This window comes from Streptomyces sp. NPDC002669 (assembly GCF_042889165.1).
Lineage (GTDB): Bacteria > Actinomycetota > Actinomycetes > Streptomycetales > Streptomycetaceae > Streptomyces.
Window position 1 is genome coordinate 200,519 of record NZ_JBIAQQ010000011.1, and the last position, 20,493, is coordinate 221,011.

A 20,493-nucleotide genomic window follows, 5' to 3' on the forward strand; every position below is an offset into this window, starting at 1 on the left:
GGCGGCGGAACATTGTTTTCCTACTCGTTTGATGCGGTGGGTTCATGCCCGAGACGACGTATGGCATCGGTGAGGGACCGGCGACCCGGGTCAGCCTTTCCCTGCCTGAAGGGACCGCTGAAGCGATCCGGGCCCGGGCGGGCAAGCGGGAGTTCTCCGCGTCCGGTCGGGAGACGTCCTGTGCGCAGGAGAGGGCAGGTCGGCGACAGGCGTCGTCCCTCAGACTCGTTTGCCCGCCCCCGTCCGGCGGGCGTCATTCAAGTGGTCGTTGATCTGCCGCAGGCGTTGCCAGGCGGTGGCGGGGTCGGTGCCGTCGCCGAGGGTGTGGTGCAGCGCGGGCCGGGTGGCCGGGCCGAGCCGGGCGGGCGTGAAGGCTCCGTGGTCCTTGCCGAGTTCGGCGACGGCGTCGGGGCCGAGGGTGAAGGTGAGGGGGACCGGGGACGGCTCGTGGTGGGCGGGGACGGTCAGATCGGCGCGTGCGGTGCGCAGTTGGCCGATCATGGTGGCGAGGTTGTGCCGGACGGACAGGGCCTCGGCCAGCTCGGCAAGGAGGTCCGCCGCGGAATCGGCGCCGAGGCCGACGGCCAGCGTGATGTGTTCCTCGACGCCGGCCCCGGTGCGGGCCGTGCGCGTGGTGGCGATCGCGGGGCGGTCGGGGGCGCCGACGGCGACGGTCCAGGTGGGCAGGGACCGCTGGGCGCGGGTGCGGGCCAGGTCGGTGAACTGGCGGGGCGACCACGGCACATTGACGGGTTCGGCGGTGGACCATCCGGCGGGCGGGGCGCCGGTGAGGGTGCGCCAGGTCTGCTCCAGGGCGCCGCCCAGGAGGATGTGTTCGTCGGCGGGGTGGACCGTACGGATGGAGAGCAGCAACTGCCGTTCCCCTTCCGCTTCGGGGCGGGGCCGGAAGGCGTCCGCGAGGCGGGGGCCGTCCCCGGGGACAGGGATGAACCGCCCCTGGTCCCAGCACAGCACGGTGCCGGAGAGCCCGTCGTAGTAGCCGCACTCGGGGTCGTGCACGACCCAGCGGGAGGGCAGCCCGTCCAGCAGGGTGCGGGCGGGAAAGGTGAGCCGGGTGCCGGGCGGGGTGACGATCTGCAACTCGCGCCCGGTGCGGGCCGCGTTGCGCACGACATCGGTCAGCCAGGTCGTGGCGGCGATCACGGGGCGGCCCTGGACGACGACGGCGGCCTCGTCGGTGAGCAGGTCGACGCCCATGGGAGTCGCCTCCACGACGGCGTCGGCGAGACCGGTCACGACATCGGTGTGTCCGGCCTCGCGCGGCCAGACGGTGCCCCCGTGCACGGCGTTCAGCCGCCCGGCGAAGGACCCGGCCAGCCGCCCGGCCCCCTCCACCGTGCTGGCTGCCCGTGCCTCGGTCCACCACACGGGCGACTCCGCGTCCACACCCGGCCCGAGCAACCGCGCCGCCTCGCCCGGCACCTGGACGTACCGGGGCGCCTCGACCGACACCAACGCCTGCCCGCCGGCCGTGCACAACTGAACGACGGACCCACCACCCGCCTCCCCCACCCGTAGATCCGGCCCACCGGCATGCAGCCCGGCCAGCAGCGTCCTGGTGTCCGGCATCTGCGGGGTGAGGGCTATGACGTCCTGGGTCATGCGGTCGCTCCGTGAGTTGTGTCGGGGGATCCGTCTTCTCGGCCGGTCAGAGGTGGTCGGTCACATCGAGCCCCAGACCGTTCTCGTCCGGGTCCCCGGTGGACACGCCGTAGCCGACGGCGTGCCCGAAGTACGTCGGCTCACCCGGCTCGGGCTCCACGCCGAGAACAGAGGTGATCTCCCGCAGGGCCTCCGCCAGCCGCGGCGCGTTCCGGTTGTACACCTCGGGGTGCGGCCGACCGGAGAAGTCGAACCAGCTCCAGATGTCGTGGTGGACGGAAAGTTCGGCAATCAAATTTGTGGGATCGGGGGTTACCGAAATGTCAATCAGTCGAGCCTCCCGGCGAAGATTCCCCTCGGCGTCCGACCATGCCCCGGATCCAACGAGGTGAAGAGTGCCCGGCTCGGCGCTCGGGAATGCTGCAGGCCGGCTTCCCGATACCCTCTCGGAAAGGTTCAGCCCACCCGGTGGGTCAGCGATGGTCAGGCGGCTTTCAACTCCGGTCGGGCCTGAGTCCAGCACGTACCATTTATACTCAAGTGCTACGGGAGAAAATAGATCGAAAACCTTCAGGGCGTCGATCATTCGCATAGCCACGCTCAGTGCCGAATCAAGCCCTGGAGTCATGACCTCATCGAGATCCCAAAACCAGGAACCGCAGTGGCGCGGGGCGCGCATCAGGGTGGACACGAGGTTTCCTTACGGGTGGATGTGGCCCACCGGTGTGCAGTCTGGCTCAACAGCGTTCTGGGTCCGGAATCTGCAGGGGGAGGCTATGGTGTCCCGGGCTGTGTGCTGCTCCTGAGGGCATGGTTCGGCAGGGCTGAGGACCCTTCCGTTACTCATGTCTACGGAGCAGGAGTTACCTTCTCCGCAGTCAGAGTCTGCTGGTCAGGTCGGGCCCCAGGCCGTCCTCGTACACGTCCGGTGTTGCGAGCCCTTCGAGAGTGGCTGTTCCGAAATATGTCGGTTCCCCGAGCTCGGGAGGCATGCCGAGCAGGGCGCTGAGTTCCTTCAGGGCTGCCGCAATTCGTGGGGCGTTGTTCTGGTGGACTTCGAGGTGCGGATGTCCCGCGAAATCGTATTTTCCCCAGATGTCGTGATGTACCGAAAGCTCTGCCGAGAGGTCGGTGGGGGTGGTGGTGAGGGACAGATTGACCAGTTCGGGCTCAGTCCGGGACCGCCCCTCCGCGTCGATCCATTTCCCTGCGCCGATCACATCGATGTCGGCGATGTCGGCGGAGGGGTATGCGGAGGGTCGACTGCCACGCACCCGTTCCGGGAGGCTCGAATCCTCCAGTGGTTTGGTGAGTTCAAGAATGCTTGCGATGCCGGTCGGTCCGACATTTAGGGTGTACCAACTGTACTTGAGCTGGGTAGGGGAAAGCAGTTCGAGCCGGGTCAGTACGTTGCACATTCGTGCCGCGAAAGAGAGAGCCGACTCCAGCCCCGGTGTGGCTGAATCGCTGAGATCCCAGATCCAGGAGCCGCATTCTCGTGGTGCGCGTTTCAGTGTTGTCATCTTTCCTCATGGGAATATAGGTCCAGCCGGCGGTACGCGAATTGAGCCATCGGCGAAACGTAGAAGGAATGTTCCGTTGACTCTTTTGGCGTGAAATGAAGCCTCGTTGAACATGTGTGATGTGAGATTTGCCATCGGCTGATGAATGTCCAGAATGGCTACTCGTTGAGTGATTCCCTCGTGATTCAGCTGCTTCGCGGCCTTCTTTGCAGCAGATTTTATCCCTTCGATGTTTTCGACATCCTTGAGTTGATACCCGTAGTCGATCGAGCCATCGGGGTGGCGGGTGTAAGTGTCAAGGTCGAACGTTGCTGTATCAAGCTCCACTCCGATGCGCCCTATGCCGCGCTCCTGGAGATCGGTAGCCAGCTGCATGGCCATATAGGCGGCTGGCACCATTCCCTTCGGTTCTGTCCTGGAAGGCCCTCTCTTGCACGCGTCGAGAAGCTTCTCGTAACCCTCCAGGTTCCGCAGGTGCCCACGCAAGAGCATCTCGGCCGCACCGGATCCGTACGGAGACTTGCGCAGGGAACGGATTACGGCCTGCTGATCACGCGGATCCATTTTGACGCGGCTCAGTTCTGCGATGACTCCGGCTTCCTGTTCCGGCTTGATACGGCCCGTGTGGATCTGCGCGTGGTCATTGACATCTTTGGAGTACTTGGCTGGATCGATACCGGGAGGATTGTCAACGGCGCTGCCATGTTCTGGTTGGCCCTCTGTAGGTGCGACTGATTCACCGTGGTCGTCGGGGCCCTCATGCCCAGGATCCACCCGGTGCTGGTCGGGAAGCTCGTGGGGAGACGGCCCCGGTGGGGGGTCGGCAGGGCTGTGTCCATGACCAGAAGCGTCTGGACCAGTACCAGGTTCTGCAACCTCGCGGCTGTGGTGCCCCCCTGGAGTGCCTTCATCATCTGCCCGAGCAGTGGAACCGGCTCTACCAGGTACGTCGCTCCCTTCACCGCGATATGTGCTGCCGCCTCCGCCGCTGGTGCCACCGCTCGAATTCTCGTGGCTGTCTCCCGGAGCGCGGCCTCCCACCGGCGCCGGTTCGCGGTTGTCGGGCGCACGGCCTCCGACACCGACCGGTTCACGATCGCCGTGTCGTTGGCCGGCACCCCGTTCGGTGGCGGAGGGTTCGTGCTTGGACGGGTCCAGATTGGGTGTGCCGTCCCGGTTCAGGGGGATGAAGTTGCCGTCCCTGTCGATCCGGTAGCGGTGGTCGAGGTCGAGGGCGCCGTCGGGGAGCCGGGACTTCGGCAGTTGGAGGTGGTCGCTGACGTTGGCCAGAACTTGGGAGACCTTGGGCAGGTCGGAGAGGGCCTTGGCGGCCTTGAAGGTGCCGGAGAGCGGGTCGAGGGCGTCGCCGATCTTCGCCATGCTGCCGGCCGCCTTCGCGAGCGTGCCGCCCTTGCCGAGTCTGGACGCGGCGGCGAAAGGGCCGGCGGCGAGGGTGAGCAGGTTGAAGGAGACCGTGGCATGGGCGCGGGCCGGGTCCTCCTCCCACATGTCGTAGGCGATGAACTGCTTGCCGAACTCCTTCGCGTACGCCTTGCTGTCACGCTGCCAGTCGGAGAGGTGCTCGTCCTGCCCGAACAGGTCCATGCCGTAGGCATAGCCGCCGACGGCGGTGCGGCGCAGGCCGTCCCAGGCCTGATCGCGGGCCTGCTCGCCGTGGTAGCCCAGCAAGGTGCCCAGGCCGTCGATGCCGCCCCAGATGCTGTCCTTGGCGATGCCTTCCCACGCCCAGCTCTTGATCCCGTTTCCCCACCAGCCCAGGCTCCAGCGCTCGTAGGTGCGTCCCTCGGGGCTGCCCCACGGCAGGTCCTTCGTGTCCTTGAGCGAGTCGGCGCTCTGGCCGTACATGCCGAGCCCGTGGGTGCCGTCGTCCACGACCCACCGGGGACGGCACACGGCCGGGCTGATCGCGCCGATCTTGTTGGCGGCGTCGCGTTCGGCCGTCTGGAAGCCCTCGCGGGCCGCCGCCACACCGTCCATCAGCGCCTGATGCGCCTCGACTTTGTCCTTGTCCTCGGTCCAGTCGTCGTCGCCCCGGACACTGTCGACGAAGTCGATCGCGTCCAGTTTCAGCTGCTTGAGGCGGTCGGCGTGCGGCTTGGCCTCGAAGATGAACGTGTCCAGGGCATCGGCCAGCGATTCGATGTCCCCGGCGAACTCGTCGGCCGTGTCCATGACCGGCCGGGTCGACGAGAACAGCTGCTCCGCCTCCGGGGCCTTGTAATACGCGGCCGTCGCCTGGAAGCGGGAATGGACGTCCTTCCCGCCGCTCCGGATGCCCGTGGCGTGCGTGCGCAGACCGGACACGGCCTTCTCCAACTGGCCGAAGTCACCCGTGTACTGCGGTATTCCACCCGGCTCGATCACGTCCGCTACTCCCCGCCCCGGCGGCCGGGTTTCTCCCCGACGGCTCTGATCTCGGCAGGGGTCGGGGCCTTCGACGCCTCGTGCTGGGCCCGGGCGGCCATGGCCAGATCGCCCTCGATGTACTCGGTGGTGGCCTCGACCGTGCCGTCCATCGACTTCTTCGTGCGGGCGGCCATGAACCTGATCTGCTTCTGGGTGTCGCCGATGAAGTTCACCACCGAGGCCCCCACCGGCCCCGACGGTGCCTCACCGCAGTACGGGCCGCTGATCGTCCCCGCCCACAGCGCGGCGTCCTCCACGCTCTCGCCGTAGCCCTTGACGCCCTTGCTCAGGTCCTCGGCGGCAAGTCCCACCAACGACAGAACGGACTGCACCCCGCTGGGCCTGATGTCCCACCCCGTCACGCCATCCCCCTGCGTCCCCCGGTCGATACGTCTCGTCGACTGCGACCGGCGGCGCGTACGTCGTCGGTCGCAGGACCTCCATCTGTATCAAGGAGGTCGTCGCAGTCGCAATGCATTTCGAACCGGATGTGTGCCGGATCGGATGCATGGCGTTATTTGGCCGGGTGGGATGGCGGGATTTGTGAGGGTGGGGGTGGCAGTGGTGTTTGCGGTTGGGAAAGGAGTGTCGCGCTTCGTGCTATTGCTTCGCGGAGCCCGCGCGGGCTGACCGGATCACGCCTGCGGCGGCGATCAGGAAGCCGACGCCCATCAGCATGCACAGCGACCAGGCGATGGACGGCAGGGGGCGGGTGCCGAGGAACAGGGGGGCCACCGTGACCAGGGTGGACAGTGCGCCGATGAAGAAGACGATCGCGCCGATCCGGACCAGCCGGTCGCCCGCGCCAGAAGGTGTAGTACTCACCCCGCCAGGGTAGTTCCCGGGGGCGGCGAACCACCCCGGGGCCATCGACGCGCGCACCAGGTGCCGTTTCCGGACAGCAGTCCGGATGACCAGGCTTGACGAGGGGTACTCCTCCTGTGGAGGCTGCTGCCAGCAGGGGAGCAGCACCACTGGATGGCCTGACCTGCTGAGGCTTGTTCCGGCACACGGGTTGAGATGGGGTGCGTGCTTTGCCGACTGGCAAGGTCAAGTGGTTCAACAGCGAGAAGGGCTTCGGCTTCCTCTCCCGCGACGACGGCGGCGACGTCTTCGTGCACTCCTCCGTGCTGCCCGACGGTGTCGATGCCCTCAAGCCGGGCCAGCGCGTCGAATTCGGAGTCGTCGCGGGTCAGCGGGGGGACCAGGCGCTCTCGGTGGCGGTCCTGGACCCGACCCCGTCCGTCGCGGCCGCGCAGCGCCGCAAGCCGGACGAGCTCGCGTCCATCGTGCAGGACCTGACCACCCTGCTGGAGAACATCACGCCGATGCTGGAACGTGGCCGCTACCCCGACAAGGCGGCGGGCAAGAAGATCGGCGGCCTGCTGCGGGCCGTCGCCGACCAGCTCGACGTCTGACCGGCTCGATGTCTGGCCGGTTCGACGGCTGACCGGCGGCCGGTCTCGGCACCCGGTGGCCGGGTTCAGACGAACGACAGCGCGTCCGGGCCGAGGGGCGGTACCAGCCCCTCGGCCGCCGCGCGGGTCAGCAGGCCGCGGATCGCCGCGTAGCCGTCCTCGCCGAGGTCGGCCGTGAACTCGTTGACGTACAGCCCGATGTGCTGGTCCGCCACGGCCGGGTCCATCTCCTGGGCGTGCTCCAGCACGTACGGCCGGGACGTATCCGGGTCGTCCCAGGCCGCCCGGACCGAGGCGCGCACCGAATCGGCGAGCAGCTTCAGGGTGGCGGCGCCCAGCGACCGCTTGGCGATGATCGCGCCGAGCGGGATCGGCAGACCGGTCGTGTCCTCCCAGTGCCGGCCCATGTCCGCGAGGCTGTGCAGCCCGTAGTCGCGGTACGTGAAGCGGGCCTCGTGGATGACGAGACCGGCGTCCACCTTCCCGTCGCGCACCGCGGGCATGATCTCGTCGAACGGCATCACGACGACCTCGCCGACACCGCCCGGCACCTTCTCCGCCGCCCAGAGCCGGAACAGCAGGTACGCGGTGGAGCGCTCGCTCGGCACGGCCACGGTCTTCCCCGTCAGGTCGCCGTCCGCGCCCTCCCGCGTGAGGACGAGCGGGCCGCAGCCCCGGCCCAGCGCCCCGCCGCACGGCAGCAGCGCGTACTCGTCGAGCACCCACGGCAGCACCGCGTACGAGACCTTGAGGACGTCGAGCTCGCCGCGCTCGGCCATCCCGTTGGTGATGTCGATGTCCGCGAAGGTGACGTCGAGGGCGGGTGCGCCGGGGACCCTGCCGTGCGCCCAGGCGTCGAAGACGAAGGTGTCGTTGGGACAGGGCGAGAAGGCGATCCGCAGCGGGTCAGGAGTCGTCTCGGTCATGGTGGATCCAACCTTCCAGTACGGGTGCGAGCTTCCCGAACGCGTCGGTGAGCGCGGTCAGCGCGTCGCCGATGCGCCAGGCGTCCCGGTCGCGCGGGCCGACGGCGTTCGAGACTCCCCTGACCTCCAGGACGGGCACGCCGGCGAGGCCGGCGGCCTCCGCGACCCCGAAGCCCTCCATGGCCTCGGCGGCGGCCCCCGGATGCGCGGCGAGCAGGTCGGCGGCGCGTTCGGCGCTGCCGGTCACGGTGGAGACGGTGAGGACCGTGCCGGTGACCCCGCCGGTGGCGGCGGCCGCGGCCCGTACCAGTGACCGGGGCGGGATGTGCAGGACCCGGCCGAAGCCGAGCCCGGTGACGGGCACGAAGCCCTCCGGGGTCCCGGCGCCCAGGTCGGCCACGACGATGCGGTCGGCCACGACGAGGGAGCCGACCGGTGCGACCCCGGCGAACCCGCCGCCGATGCCGGCCGAGATCACCAGGTCGTAGCCGTCCGAGGCCAGCCCGAAGGCGGTCGAGGCCGCTGCGGCGGCCGGTCCCACGCCGCCCACGAGGACGTCGAAGGGGCCCGCGCGATGGATCTCCGCGCCCCGGACGTGGAACACCGATGTCCCGGACCGGTCCCCGAACGCGCGCGTGACCGCGTCCCGTTCTGCCGGGACAGCGGTCACGACGAGCACGTGCACGAAGCAGTCCTCCGAGGTCAGGAGGGTTTTACGGGGTGGGCGGCGGGAGCGTGGGAGGGCGGGCCGTGCCGGGCACGGCCCGGGGTCAGGAGGTCTTCTTCAGCTCGAAGTGCCAGATGCCCGTGAGCTTCTTGCCCTTGGTCTCCACGATGCTGATCTGCGTCTTGTTCGTGGTCTCGCCGGTCTGGCTGGAGAAGAAGGCGCTGCCCGGGATCGACCGGTAGGTCTTCTTGTACGGCTCCTGCTCGGCCTGCTGACCGTTGATGAACAGGGTCCAGCCGTTCTCGGCGATCTCGGGGTCGACGCCGAAGCGGACCTTGTCGTCCATCGCGACCTCGACGGACTTCTCCGCCTTCTTGTTGAGGCAGCCCTTGATGTCGGCCGTCTTGAGGGCCTCGCCGTCGTTGTAGCAGGAGGCCTCGGAACTCACCGAGTTGCCGCCGACCGTTACGGTCGCGAGCGGCGTCGGTTTGTCGCAGGCGGAGAGGACGAGGAGTCCCGCGGAAACGGCACCAAGAGCGACGCCGATTCGACGGCCCTTACCGGAGAAGAACGCAACGGTCATGAGCCGAAGGCTATCGGTCGCCCCGGTTCACGCCACGCGGGGGTGCGGCGAGCCGCGCCGCGCGGTGCTCAGCAGGCCCCGTACGGACGTGGCGGCGCCGAGGGCGAGGATGCCCGCGGCGACCGACATGCCCAGTACGCCGTTGAGGGGGAGGGAGATGCCGATGCCGCCGCCGACCACCCAGGCCATCTGGAGCGCGGTCTCGGACCGGGCGAACGCGGAGGCGCGCACCTCCTCGGGGACGTCGCGCTGGATCATCGCGTCCAGCGACAGCTTCGACAGGGCCAGGGTGAAGCCCGCGGTGGCGCTGAGCGCGGCGACCATGACCGTGCCGAAGAACAGCGCGGCGAGCACCGCGACACCCAGCGCCAGGGCCAGCATCGCCACCACGATCACCTCGGGGCCGCGGCTGCGCAGCCAGGAGCCGACCGCGGTGCCCAGGGCGTTGCCGGCCCCGGCCGCCACGCCCGCGATGCCGAGCGAGACGGCGGCGCTCTGCCCGGCGAGCGGGTGCTCGCGCAGCAGGAACGCCAGGAAGAAGATCAGGAAGCCGGAGAGCGCGCGGTGCGCGGCGTTGGCCTGGAGGCCGTTCAGCACGGACGGCCCCACGGACCGCAGCCCCGGCCGCCGCTCCCCGTTCCGCTCGCCGCGCCGCGCCCACCGGGAGCGCTTCCCGCCGCCGCGTCCCGGGCCGGTCCGCCCGGTACTGGCGAGGGAGACCGCCACCCCGTGCGGCGGCACCAGCCGGGCCTTCCGCTCGCCCTTCGCGGAGTCGACCTCGTGCGGCAGCGTGAAGGCGAGGACCGCCCCGCCGAGGAAGACCGCGCACGCCCCGTACAGCGGCCAGGCGGGCCCGGCCATCTGGAGCGCCGCCCCCACCGGGGCGGCGGCCCCGGTGGCCAGGAGCCCGGCCAGGGTGACCCGGGAGTTGGCCTTCACGAGGGAGAAGCGCGGCGGCAGCAGGCGCGGCACGACGGCGCTGCGCACCACCCCGTACGCCTTCGAGCAGACCAGTACGCCCAGCGCGGCCGGATACAGCTCCAGGCCGCCGGTGGCGACCGCGCCCGACATGGTGAGCGCGAGCACCGCGCGGGCCAGCATCGAGGCCGCCATCGCGGCGCGGCGGCCGTGCGGCAGCCGGTCCAGGAGCGGGCCGATCACGGGGGCGAGGAGCGCGAAGGGCGCCATGGTGATGGCGAGATAGAGGGCGACCCGGCCGCGGGCCTCGTCCGTCGGTACCGTGAAGAACACCGTCGAGGCGAGCGCGACCGTGATCATCACGTCGCCCGCGCCGTTCACCGCGTGCAGTTCGATGAGCTTGCCGAGCCCGGACTCGCCCGCGCCGTGGGCGTGCGTCGCCTTCCGGATGCCCCTCGCGGTGCCGGTGAACGGCGTGTGGAGGGCACGACCGATCGCCCGGCCCGCCCTGCGGAGCGGGCCCGGCCCCTCGTGCGACCTGGCGGCAGCCACCCCGTCATAGTGCCCCAGTCGCGGTGGCGGCGAACCGGCATCGGCGCGGGACGCGGCGCACGCCGCCCTGTCGGGCCAGCGGTTCGCGCCGGTCGGGCGCGCCCGGCGCGGCCCGGGTCCACCGGCGGATCACGAGCCCCTCGCGTCACCCCCGAGCCACCCCGCCCCCCTCCCGAACGGGGCCCGCGCACGGGGTGCGGCCCGGGCGCGGCACGGGTGCGGGGCAGGTGCGGGGCAGGACGTGGCACGCGGCGCGGCATCGGACACGGCATCGGATACGGCCTTGTTTGGGACGGGCAGGTGGGCGGGGGGCGAGAGACGGGGTAGCGTGCGTAGCGCGCCACCGGCGGTTGACCCCGGCCGCGCGCCTCTCGGCGATCCCGCAGAATGGATGGCAGAAGGTGCGCCCGAGGCAGGCAGCAACGGGTGTGGACGTCGACGCGGCCCCCAGGTCCGCTCCGCCCGCATCCGTCATGGCCGGACCGATGGATGTGCAGGCGCGCTCGTGAGACTGGCGTAGGAGAGAAGCGAGACCTGTGAGTGCTGCGACGACGCGAAGCCGTACGGCCCGTACCCCCGTTCCCGACCGTCTGTGCGCCGAGGCGGTAGACCTCGCCCGCGCGGCGGCCGAGGAGGCGGCCGCGCCGGGGGTCGTCGGTGAGCATGCGGGCGTGATCTCCGAGGGGGACCGGGTCGTCACGCACTTCTTCGAGTGCAAGGAGCCCGGCTACCGGGGCTGGCGCTGGGCGGTGACCGTCGCCCGCGCCTCCCGCGCGAAGAAGGTCACCCTCGACGAAACGGTGCTGCTGCCCGGCAGCGACGCGCTGCTCGCCCCGGAGTGGGTGCCGTGGAGCGAGCGGCTGCGCCCCGGCGACATGGGGCCCGGCGACCTGCTGCCCACCGAGGCGGACGACATCCGCCTGGAGCCCGGCTACACCGGTGAGGAGGAGCCGCCGCCGAACTCCGCGGTCTCCGAGGTGTCGCACGAGATGGCCGACCTCGTCGACGCGGAGGACGCGGAACTGACGACGCGCCCCGCGCCGACGAGCCGGGGCTCGGTCGCCGCGGTCGCCGAGGAACTCGGCATGCGGCGGGCGCGGGTGCTGTCCCGGTACGGGCTGCACACGGCGGCCGACCGCTGGGACGAGGCGTTCGGAGCGAAGACGCCGATGGCACAGGCGGCCCCCGCCTCGTGCGTGACCTGCGCGTTCCTGGTGCCGCTCGCCGGTTCGCTGAAGCAGGCGTTCGGGGTGTGCGCCAATGAGTTCGGCCCGGCGGACGGGCACGTGGTGTCGCTGTCGTACGGCTGCGGCGGGCACTCGGAGGCGGCGGTGATGCCGAAGCCGCCGAAGCCCGCGCCGCACGCGCTGGACACGATGCAGGTGGACGAGTACCCGCTGCGGCCCGCCCGGGACTCCGGTTCGGTCCCGGCGGAGGCGGACGCGCCGACGGAGGACCTCGGCCACTCGTAGACACCGGCCGGGGCGGTTCCCGCGGTGCGGCTCTTTGCAGGGTGGTGTCCGCGGTGCGGCTCCCGCGGGCGGCTCCCCGCGGGGCGGCTCTCCGCGGACGGCTTTTCGCGATGCGGTTTCCTGTGGCGCGGGCGGGGCACTGGACGCTCCGGCGGACCGGTTTTTGTCCACAACCACCGGACGGGCCCGTTCCCGCCGCCCGTCCGGCCGTCCACCGGCATGGACCCGAACCGGCCGATGCGCTGTTCGGCGCCCCCCGCCCGACGAGAGGACCCGGTACCTTCGGGCGCACACTTGGCGGCACGGGCAACGCGTAACCGGAAAGAGCGGAGTCAGAGCGTGAGCATGAATGCGACCGAAGGGGCCGATCCGTTCGGGACCGCACGGCTGCGCCGCGGGGTGCTCGACGCCTGGGGCGCCGGCCCCGCCAGGTTCCGCGAGGACGCCAACGCCGAGGAGGACCTCGCCCTCGGCGGCTACCGCGACCGCCTCGTCGTCGAGCTGGCCCAGAACGCCGCCGACGCCGCCGCCCGCGCCCGGGTCACCGGCCGGCTCCGCCTCACCCTGCACCCGGCGACCGCGGACACCCCCGCGGTCCTCGCCGCCGCCAACACCGGCGCCCCCCTCGACGCCACCGGCGTGGAGTCCCTCTCCACCCTGCGCGCCTCCGCCAAGCGCGAGGGCCACGAGGGCGCCGTCGGCAGGTTCGGCGTCGGGTTCGCCGCCGTGCTCGCGGTGAGCGACGAGCCCGCCGTGATCGGCCGGCACGGCGGCGTCCGCTGGTCCCTCGCCGAGGCCCGCGACCTCGCCGCGCGCACGGCAGTCGCCAGCCCCGGCCTCGGCGACGAACTCCGCCGCCGCGACGGCCACGTCCCCCTGCTGCGGCTCCCGCTGCCCGCCGAGGGCACCGCGCCCGACGGCTACGACACCGTCGTGGTCCTCCCGCTGCGCGACGGCGGCGCCGAGGACCTCGTCGTCAGACTGCTCGACGCGGCCGACGACGCGCTGCTGCTCACCCTGCGCGGCCTCGAAGAGATCGTGATCGAGACCCCGGAGACCGTACGGACGCTGCGCCGCTCGCAGCACGGCCCGTACGTCCACGTCGAGGACTCCGCGCACGGCACGACCCGCTGGCGCACCGTCACCCACCACGGCGCCGTCGAACCGGCGCTCCTCGCCGACCGGCCCCGCGAGGAACGGCTGCGCCCGCACTGGTCGGTGACCTGGGCGGTCCCGGTGGACGCGGAGGGCGCCCCGGCCCGCCCCCGCACCGCTCCCGTGGTCCACGCGCCGACCCCCACCGACGAGCCCCTCGGCATCCCCGCGCTGCTCATCGCCTCGCTGCCGCTCGACACCAGCCGCCGCCACTTCGCGCCGGGACCGCTCACCGACTTCCTGGTGCAGCGCGCCGCCGACGCGTACGCCGAACTGCTCGCGGGCTGGCAGCCGGTGTCCGTCGACACCATCGACCTCGTACCGGGACCGCTCGGCAAGGGCGAGCTGGACGGCGCCCTGCGCGGCGCGATCCTGGAACGGCTGCCGCGCGTCGCGTTCCTGGCCCCCGCCGTCCCGCGCGACACCACCGCCGACGCGGGCCGCTGGGACGGCTGGGAGGAGCGGGCGGACGGCGTCGACGACCCCGCGGCCACCGCCGCGCTGCGGCCCATCGAGGCCGAGGTCCTGGAAGGGGCCGGTGCCGAGACCGTACGGGTGCTCGCCGAGGTCCTGCCGTGTCTGCTGCCCGCCGGGCTGGAGCGCCGCAGCGAACTGCGCACGCTCTCCGTCGCCCGGGTCCCGCTGACCGAGGCGATCGACCGGCTGGCCGGACTGGAGCGCGAACCCCGCTGGTGGCGGCGGCTCTACGACAGCCTGTCCGGCATCGACCCGGACCGCCTCTCCGGCCTGCCCGTACCGCTCGCCGGGACGGACGAGACCCCTGCGACCGATGGGACCGAGGGGGCGGACGGGACCGAGGGGGCGGCTGAGGCCGGTCCCGTAGCCGTGCCCCGCACCACGATCGGACCCCGCCAGGTCCTCCTCCCGCTCCCCGACGCGCTCACCGGCCCGGTCCTGGAACGCCTCGCCCGGCTCGGACTGAAGGTCGCCCACCCGGACGCCGCCCACCCGCTGCTGGAGAAGCTGGGCGCCCTGCCCGCCACCCCGCGCGCCGTGCTGACGACCCCGCAGGTGCGGGCCGCCGTCGCCGGATCGCTGGAGGCGGGCGAGATCTGGGACGAGGACGCGCTGGACGTCGACGAACTCGCCGAGACCGTCCTCACCCTCGTGCGGGAAGCCGGACTGGCCCCCGGCGACGAGCCCTGGCTCGGCGCGCTCGCCCTGCCCGACGAGGACGGCGAACCGGCCCCGGCCGGTGAACTCGTGCTGCCGGACAGCCCCTTCGCGTCCGTCATGCGGGAGGGCGAACTGGCCCTGGTAGACCGGGAGCTGGCCGACCGCTGGGGCGAACAGCCGCTCACCGCCTGCGGCGTGCTGGCCACGTTCGCCCTCGTGCGGGCCACCGACGTCGTCCTGGACCCGGACGAACTGGAGCCGCGCGACGGCGACTTCGCCGAACCCGACGACGCCGGTCTGCTCGACGCCGTCGACGTGTGGTGCGAGGACGTCCTCGACCAGCTGCCCGACACCCCCGTACCGCCGGTCGCCACCGAACTCGTCGCCGTCCGCGACCTCGACCTGGTCGACGACGACGCCTGGCCGCAGGCGCTCGCCATGCTCGCGCAGCCCCCGCTGCGGGACGCCCTGACCCAGCCGGTGCGGGTGCTGCTCCCCGACGGCACCACCCGGTCCGTGCGCCCGTACACCGCCTGGTGGCTGCGCGACCACCCGGTGCTCGACGGCCGGCGCCCCGCCGGACTGCGCGCCGCGGGCGGCGACCCGCGGCTGGCCGGGCTGTACGACTCCGCCGACGCGACCGGCTTCGACGACGCCCAGGTGCTGCGCGCCCTCGGGGTGCGGACGTCCGTGGCCGCGCTGCTCGACGAACCGGGCGGCGCCGCCGAGCTGCTGGGCCGGCTCGCGGACGAGGAGCGCCCGGTCGACCCCGTGCAACTGCACTCCCTGTACACGGCCCTGGCCGATCTCGACCCCGAACAGGTCACGCTGCCGGACGAGTTGCGGGCCGTGGTGGACGGCGAGGTGCGGGTCGTGGACGCGGCGGACGCCGTGATCGCGGACGCCCCCGACCTGCTGCCGCTCGCCGCCGGGCTCCCGCTGCTGCCGGTCGCCCCGACGCGCGCGGCCGAACTCGCCGAGCTGTTCCAGGTGCGGCGGCTCGGCGACAGCGTCGAGGCGGAGGTGACGACGGAGGGCGAGGAGCACCGGGTACCGGAACCGGTGCGGGTCCTGCTCGGGGCGGGCACGCCGGATGTGTACGTCGAGCACGGCGAACTGCGCGCGGGCGGCGTCGAACTGGACTGGCGCCGCACCCCCGACGGGATCGTGCACGCCGCCACGCTGGAGGGCGTCGCGGCGGGGCTGGCCTGGGCGGCGGGGCAGTGGCCGCGCCGCTTCGAGGTGGCGGCACTGCTGGAGGACCCGTCCCGCACGGAGGAACTGGCCCGGGACCGCTGGTTCGACTGACGCCCGGTCACGACGGCCGGAGCCGGGGCCCCGCGACCGGGCCCCGGCCGCTCGCCGCAGCCCGCCCACCGCGACCGGGCGGGCCGTCACGGGCACCGGAAGCCGGATCTTCGCAAGAAATTCAACTTGGTGTACAACCCTTCACACGTGTCACTGGTCTGGTCTGTCGAGTCAGCAGACTCAACAGACCGAACCAGCTCCGCCCGGAGCACGTCACGTGCCCGCGGAGCTCTTTCTCCACTGGGGAAATACATGCGTATTCGCGCCACTGTCGCTGCCGTTTCCGGCGCGCTGGCCCTGTCTGCTCTGGCTGTTCCGGTTGCCCAGGCGGGCGACCACTCCGCGTCGGTCCCGAACAAGCCGACCTCGGGTGCCGAGGCGTTCGGCATCACCGCCCGGGGCGCCGCCAAGGCCGCCGCGGCCACCGCCGCCGACGCCGCGGAACCCGTCATCTCCAAGGTCGTCGTCAACGGCGGCAAGGACATCGTCCTGGGCACCACCGCCACGAAGACGATCTCCATCTCGGTCACGGCCTCGCACGCGACCGGTGTCATCGACGCCTACGCCGACCTGTGGCACGGCACGGACCCGACGTCCCCGGACACCATCGACGGCGCCATCCTGCCGAACGAGGACGTGTCGAAGTGCACCAAGGTCAACGCGACGACCTCGACCTGCAAGCTGACGTTCACGATCGACCCGCGCTACGACCTGTACAAGAACTCGCTGGCCGGCACCTGGCACGTCTCCGCGGGCGCGCTCGCCGGTAACCAGACCGACATCGCCTACACCGACTACTACAGCAAGGCGCGGGTGCAGCGGCTGTCGAAGCTGACGGTCAACGCCGCGCCGGAGCCGGTGAAGAAGGGCGGGACCATCACGGTCACCGGGAAGCTCTCGCGGGCCAACTGGGAGGACCACAAGTACCACGGCTACACCGGCCAGGCGGTGAAGCTGCAGTTCCGCAAGAAGACCAGCTCGACGTACACCACGATCAAGACGATCAAGACGAACAGCGTCGGCAACCTGAAGACCACGGTCAAGGCCTCGGTCGACGGCTACTGGCGCTACAGCTTCGCCGGTACGTCCACCACCCCGGCCGTCACCACCGCGGGCGACTTCGTCGACGTGAGGTAATTCCACGGTCCGGAGCGGGGCCGACCGGCCGCCTCCGCGGCCACATGTGAACAGCGGGGTCCCTGCCGGGGGTCCCGCTGTTCGCGCATCCGCCCGTGCGTTCCCGTCCGGCCCCCGTCCGGGGCCTTCCCCACGGAGAAGCCCATGCGTATACGTGCCACCGCGACCACCACCACTGCCGCCGCTGCCGTCGCGGCCTCCGGCGCCCTGATCCTGTCGGCCCTCGCCGTTCCGGCGGCCCGGGCGGCACAACCGGCGACGGCCGGCCCCGCGGCCTCCGACCCGGGCGCGCCCGGCCCGGTCGTCTCCGAGGCCCTCGTCAACGGCGGCAAGGACATCGTCCTGGGGACGACGGCGCCGAGGACCGTCACCGTCTCGGTCACCGCCTCGCACCCCTCCGGCATCGAGACCGGCTGGCTGATGCTGTGGCACGGGAAGGACCAGGAGGAGGGGCTGGAGGCCGTACTGCTGCCGAACGAGGACGCGGCGACCTGCCGGGCCGCGAGCGCCACCACCAGCACCTGTTCCCTCACGATCACGGTCGATCCCCGGGCCGACCTGTACAAGAACTCGCTGGCCGGCACCTGGCACGTCCTCGCGGGCGCGCGGGCGAAGGACGGCTCCCTGACCTCCAGCGACTTCTTCACCACGGCGCGGGTGCAGCGGCTGTCGAAGCTGACGGTCAACGCCGCGCCGGAGCCGGTGAAGAAGGGCGGGACCATCACGGTCACCGGGAAGCTCTCGCGGGCCAACTGGGAGGACCACAAGTACCACGGCTACACCGGCCAGGCGGTGAAGCTGCAGTTCCGCAAGAAGACCGGCTCGACGTACACCACGGTCAGGACGATCAGGACGAACAGCGTCGGCAACCTGAAGACCACGGTCAAGGCGGCGGTCGACGGCTACTGGCGCTACAGCTTCGCCGGTACGTCCACCACCCCGGCCGTCACCACCGCGGGCGACTTCGTCGACGTGAAGTGACGGCGAAGGGGGGCGGCACCCCGGGCGCCGCCCCCCTCCGCCGTGCCGGCGTCACGCCGGGAAGCGCCTGCCGATCAGCCGCCAGGCGTACTCCAGGACGACCGCGGCCACCACCGAGATCCCCACCGCGGTCCACGGCATCGTCGTCCCCACCAGCTTCAGCGCGAAGAACTCCTGCAACCACGGCACCGCCAGCACCACCAGGAACGCCAGCCCCATCGCCGCCACCAGGCAGATCCGCCACCAGGTGTACGGACGGGCGATGATCGCCAGGACCCACATCGAGACCAGGAACAGCGTGAGCGTGGCCGCGCTGGTCTCCGCCTCCAGGGCGCCGGGGCCGGTGTAGTGGTGCCGGGCGACCAGGTACGTCGTGAAGGTGGCGGCCGCCGCGACGACGCCCGAGGGGATCGCGTACCGCATGACCCGGCGCACGAAGTGCGGATGCGCCCGTTCCTTGTTCGGGGCGAGGGCCAGGAAGAACGCGGGGACGCCGATCGTCAGCGTCGACAGCAGGGTCAGGTGGCGCGGCAGGAACGGGTAGTCGACCTGCGTGCACACCACCAGGATCGCCAGCAGCACCGAGTAGACGGTCTTGGTCAGGAACAGGGTGGCGACCCGGGTGATGTTGCCGATCACCCGGCGGCCCTCGGCGACGACGGACGGCAGCGTCGCGAAACTGTTGTTCAGCAGCACGATCTGGGCGACGGCCCGGGTCGCCTCGGAGCCCGAACCCATGGAGACGCCGATGTCGGCGTCCTTCAGCGCCAGGACGTCGTTGACGCCGTCGCCGGTCATGGCGACGGTGTGGCCGCGGGACTGGAGGGCGGCGACCATGTCCCGCTTCTGCTGCGGGGTGACCCGGCCGAAGACCGCGTTCTCCTCCATGGCCGTGGCCATCTCGTCGGGGTCGGTGGGCAGCCGGCGCGCGTCCAGGGTGTGCTCGGCACCCGGCAGGCCCAGCTTCCCGGCGACCGCGCCGACCGAGACCGCGTTGTCGCCGGAGATGACCTTCGTGGCGACCCGCTGTTCCGCGAAGTAGGCCAGGGTCTCCTCGGCGTCGGGCCGCAGCCGCTGCTCCAGGACGACCAGGGCGCTCGGCACGGCCCCGTCGGTGGCGTCGCCGCCCTCGACCCCGCCCCGGGCGCGGGACAGCAGCAGCACCCGCAGGCCCTGCTCGTTGAGCTGCTCGATCTCGGCGAGCGCCGGATGCTGCTCGGGCAGCAGCACGTCGGGCGCGCCGAGCAGCCAGGAGGACTCCCGGCCGCCGCCCTCGTCGAACGCGGCACCGCTGTACTTGCGGGCCGAGGAGAACGGCAGCGTCTGCGTGCACCGCCACCGCTCGCCGTCCGGGTAGGCGTCGGCGATGGCCTGCAGGCTGGCGTTGGGCCGGGGGTCGGACGCGCCGAGGGCGCCCAGGACGCGTTCCAGGTAGGCCCGGTCCGTGTCGCCGAGGGTGCGGACCTCGCTGACGTCCATGCCGCCCTCGGTGAGGGTGCCGGTCTTGTCCAGGCAGACGACGTCGACCCGGGCCAGCCCCTCGATGGCGGGCAGCTCCTGCACCAGGCACTGCTTGCGGCCGAGCCGTACGACCCCGATCGCGAAGGCGACCGAGGTGAGCAGCACGAGCCCTTCCGGGATCATCGGCACGATGCCGCCGACGGTCCGGGCGATCGATCCCTTGACGTCGTTGTCCTTGACGACGAGCTGGCTGATCACCAGACCGATCGCGGTCGGCACCATCATCCAGGTGACGTACTTCAGGATCGTGGAGATGCCGCTGCGCAGCTCGGACTGGACGAGGGTGAAGCGGGACGCCTCCTCGGCGAGCTGCGCGGCGTATGCCTCGCGGCCGACCTTGGTGGCGGTGAAGGCGCCGCCGCCCGCGACGACGAAGCTGCCGGACATCACCGGGTCGCCGGGGTGCTTGAGCACCGGGTCGGCCTCGCCGGTCAGCAGCGACTCGTCGACCTCCAGGCCGTCGGCCTCGGCGACCGTGCCGTCCACCACGACCTTGTCGCCGGGTCCCAGCTCCACGAGGTCGCCGAGGACGATCTCGGAGGTGGAGATCTCGGCGGCGACCCCGTCGCGCCGCACCGTGGGTTTGGCCTCGCCGATGACCGCGAGGCTGTCCAGGGTCTTCTTGGCCCGCCACTCCTGGATGATGCCGATGCCGGTGTTGGCGACGATCACGAAGCCGAAGAGGCTGTCCTGGATCGGTGCGACGAACAGCATGATTGCCCAGAGCACGCCGATGATCAGGTTGAACCGGGTGAAGACGTTGGCGCGGACGATCTCGCGCAGCGAGCGGGAGGAGCGGACCGGTACGTCGTTGACCTCGCCGCGGGCGATCCGCTCGGCCACCTCGGCGGCTGTCAGCCCGCGGGTGTTCACGGCCGGGCCGGGAAGGTCCACCGGGTGGACCGGGTCCAGCTCGGCCCCGGCGTCGATCATCGCCGGACCGGCGGGCCCGCCGGAGCCCGGTGGGTCGACGGAGCCGGCCGGGCCGGTCGTCTCGGAAGGCTGCTCGCCGAAGGAGTGGGGTGCCCGGTGCGTCATGGTTCCGACGGTACGGGTGGATGGTCCGGTTCACCCACCGGGTAGTACGAAGATCAGACTGGGGGAGGAGGGGGAATGGTCCCGTGGGTGGACGAGGACCCCGACGG

At 71.5% G+C, this 20,493-nt stretch carries 16 protein-coding genes; 5 read left to right on the plus strand and 11 right to left on the minus strand.

Going from position 1 to position 20,493, the window contains the following annotated elements:
- Positions 1 to 219: 219 nt before the first annotated feature.
- The 6 genes from ACFYW1_RS19050 to ACFYW1_RS19075 form a co-directional block, all read right to left on the minus strand.
- The gene (locus tag ACFYW1_RS19050; protein ID WP_388993900.1) at positions 220 to 1,623 is read right to left on the minus strand and encodes a DUF6177 family protein; all 1,404 of its coding nucleotides are present in this window, start codon (positions 1,621 to 1,623) and stop codon (positions 220 to 222) included.
- Between the two features lie 46 nt (positions 1,624 to 1,669).
- Complete coding sequence (locus ACFYW1_RS19055; protein ID WP_388993903.1) at positions 1,670 to 2,314, minus strand: hypothetical protein; 645 nt, start codon at positions 2,312 to 2,314, stop codon at positions 1,670 to 1,672.
- Between the two features lie 187 nt (positions 2,315 to 2,501).
- Complete coding sequence (locus tag ACFYW1_RS19060; RefSeq protein ID WP_388993906.1) at positions 2,502 to 3,146, minus strand: hypothetical protein; 645 nt, start codon at positions 3,144 to 3,146, stop codon at positions 2,502 to 2,504.
- Positions 3,147 to 3,152: 6 nt separating this feature from the next.
- A complete protein-coding gene (locus ACFYW1_RS19065) occupies positions 3,153 to 5,531 on the minus strand; it encodes a hypothetical protein (protein WP_388993909.1) in 2,379 nt (792 codons plus the stop codon).
- Positions 5,532 to 5,536: 5 nt separating this feature from the next.
- Positions 5,537 to 5,935 (minus strand): DUF6507 family protein, encoded by a 399-nt coding sequence (locus ACFYW1_RS19070; protein WP_356930518.1) that lies wholly within the window; start codon positions 5,933 to 5,935, stop codon positions 5,537 to 5,539.
- 238 nt (positions 5,936 to 6,173) lie between these two features.
- Complete coding sequence (locus tag ACFYW1_RS19075) at positions 6,174 to 6,398, minus strand: hypothetical protein (protein WP_148837230.1); 225 nt, start codon at positions 6,396 to 6,398, stop codon at positions 6,174 to 6,176.
- A gap of 209 nt (positions 6,399 to 6,607) precedes the next feature.
- Between ACFYW1_RS19075 and ACFYW1_RS19080 the strand changes: the two genes are divergently transcribed.
- The gene (locus tag ACFYW1_RS19080; RefSeq protein WP_093540351.1) at positions 6,608 to 6,991 is read left to right on the plus strand and encodes a cold-shock protein; all 384 of its coding nucleotides are present in this window, start codon (positions 6,608 to 6,610) and stop codon (positions 6,989 to 6,991) included.
- A gap of 65 nt (positions 6,992 to 7,056) precedes the next feature.
- Here ACFYW1_RS19080 and ACFYW1_RS19085 read toward each other — a convergent pair whose 3' ends face one another.
- The 4 genes from ACFYW1_RS19085 to ACFYW1_RS19100 form a co-directional block, all read right to left on the minus strand.
- On the minus strand, positions 7,057 to 7,917 hold the full coding sequence (locus ACFYW1_RS19085; RefSeq protein WP_388993913.1) for a 1,4-dihydroxy-6-naphthoate synthase: 861 nt from the start codon (positions 7,915 to 7,917) through the stop codon (positions 7,057 to 7,059).
- Entirely contained in the window at positions 7,898 to 8,602 is a 705-nt protein-coding gene (locus ACFYW1_RS19090) for a futalosine hydrolase (protein WP_388993916.1), read from the minus strand. The genes ACFYW1_RS19085 and ACFYW1_RS19090 overlap by 20 nt, the downstream gene beginning before the upstream one ends.
- Positions 8,603 to 8,687: 85 nt before the next feature.
- The gene (locus ACFYW1_RS19095; RefSeq protein WP_388993919.1) at positions 8,688 to 9,167 is read right to left on the minus strand and encodes a DUF2771 domain-containing protein; all 480 of its coding nucleotides are present in this window, start codon (positions 9,165 to 9,167) and stop codon (positions 8,688 to 8,690) included.
- A gap of 27 nt (positions 9,168 to 9,194) precedes the next feature.
- Positions 9,195 to 10,637 carry an MFS transporter gene (locus ACFYW1_RS19100; RefSeq protein ID WP_388993922.1) on the minus strand — a complete coding sequence of 481 codons (1,443 nt, stop codon included), beginning with the start codon at positions 10,635 to 10,637 and terminating at the stop codon, positions 9,195 to 9,197.
- Between the two features lie 536 nt (positions 10,638 to 11,173).
- On the opposite strand from ACFYW1_RS19100, the gene ACFYW1_RS19105 reads away from it, so the two are divergent.
- From ACFYW1_RS19105 to ACFYW1_RS19120, 4 genes are all read left to right on the plus strand, one after another.
- Complete coding sequence (locus ACFYW1_RS19105) at positions 11,174 to 12,109, plus strand: DUF3027 domain-containing protein (RefSeq protein WP_388993925.1); 936 nt, start codon at positions 11,174 to 11,176, stop codon at positions 12,107 to 12,109.
- A 345-nt stretch (positions 12,110 to 12,454) separates the two neighbouring features.
- Positions 12,455 to 15,709 (plus strand): sacsin N-terminal ATP-binding-like domain-containing protein, encoded by a 3,255-nt coding sequence (locus ACFYW1_RS19110; protein ID WP_388994018.1) that lies wholly within the window; start codon positions 12,455 to 12,457, stop codon positions 15,707 to 15,709.
- 252 nt (positions 15,710 to 15,961) lie between these two features.
- Positions 15,962 to 16,846, plus strand: coding sequence for a calcium-binding protein (locus ACFYW1_RS19115; protein WP_388993928.1), 885 nt, complete (start codon positions 15,962 to 15,964; stop codon positions 16,844 to 16,846).
- Between the two features lie 144 nt (positions 16,847 to 16,990).
- Complete coding sequence (locus ACFYW1_RS19120; RefSeq protein WP_388993931.1) at positions 16,991 to 17,827, plus strand: DUF5707 domain-containing protein; 837 nt, start codon at positions 16,991 to 16,993, stop codon at positions 17,825 to 17,827.
- Between the two features lie 51 nt (positions 17,828 to 17,878).
- Here the strand turns inward: ACFYW1_RS19120 and ACFYW1_RS19125 are convergent, their stop codons facing one another.
- Complete coding sequence (locus ACFYW1_RS19125) at positions 17,879 to 20,386, minus strand: cation-translocating P-type ATPase (RefSeq protein WP_388993934.1); 2,508 nt, start codon at positions 20,384 to 20,386, stop codon at positions 17,879 to 17,881.
- Positions 20,387 to 20,493 lie beyond the last annotated feature (107 nt).

Bases quoted from the DNA above. Each gene is read 5' to 3' on its own strand.
- ACFYW1_RS19115 (WP_388993928.1), top strand. From the start codon at position 15,962: ATGCGTATTCGCGCCACTGTCGCTGCCGTTTCCGGCGCGCTGGCCCTG.
- ACFYW1_RS19095 (WP_388993919.1), bottom strand. From the start codon at position 9,167: ATGACCGTTGCGTTCTTCTCCGGTAAGGGCCGTCGAATCGGCGTCGCT.
- ACFYW1_RS19125 (WP_388993934.1), bottom strand. From the start codon at position 20,386: ATGACGCACCGGGCACCCCACTCCTTCGGCGAGCAGCCTTCCGAGACG.
- ACFYW1_RS19085 (WP_388993913.1), bottom strand. From the start codon at position 7,917: ATGACCGAGACGACTCCTGACCCGCTGCGGATCGCCTTCTCGCCCTGT.
- ACFYW1_RS19120 (WP_388993931.1), top strand. From the start codon at position 16,991: ATGCGTATACGTGCCACCGCGACCACCACCACTGCCGCCGCTGCCGTC.
- ACFYW1_RS19110 (WP_388994018.1), top strand. From the start codon at position 12,455: ATGAATGCGACCGAAGGGGCCGATCCGTTCGGGACCGCACGGCTGCGC.
- ACFYW1_RS19050 (WP_388993900.1), bottom strand. From the start codon at position 1,623: ATGACCCAGGACGTCATAGCCCTCACCCCGCAGATGCCGGACACCAGG.
- ACFYW1_RS19060 (WP_388993906.1), bottom strand. From the start codon at position 3,146: ATGACAACACTGAAACGCGCACCACGAGAATGCGGCTCCTGGATCTGG.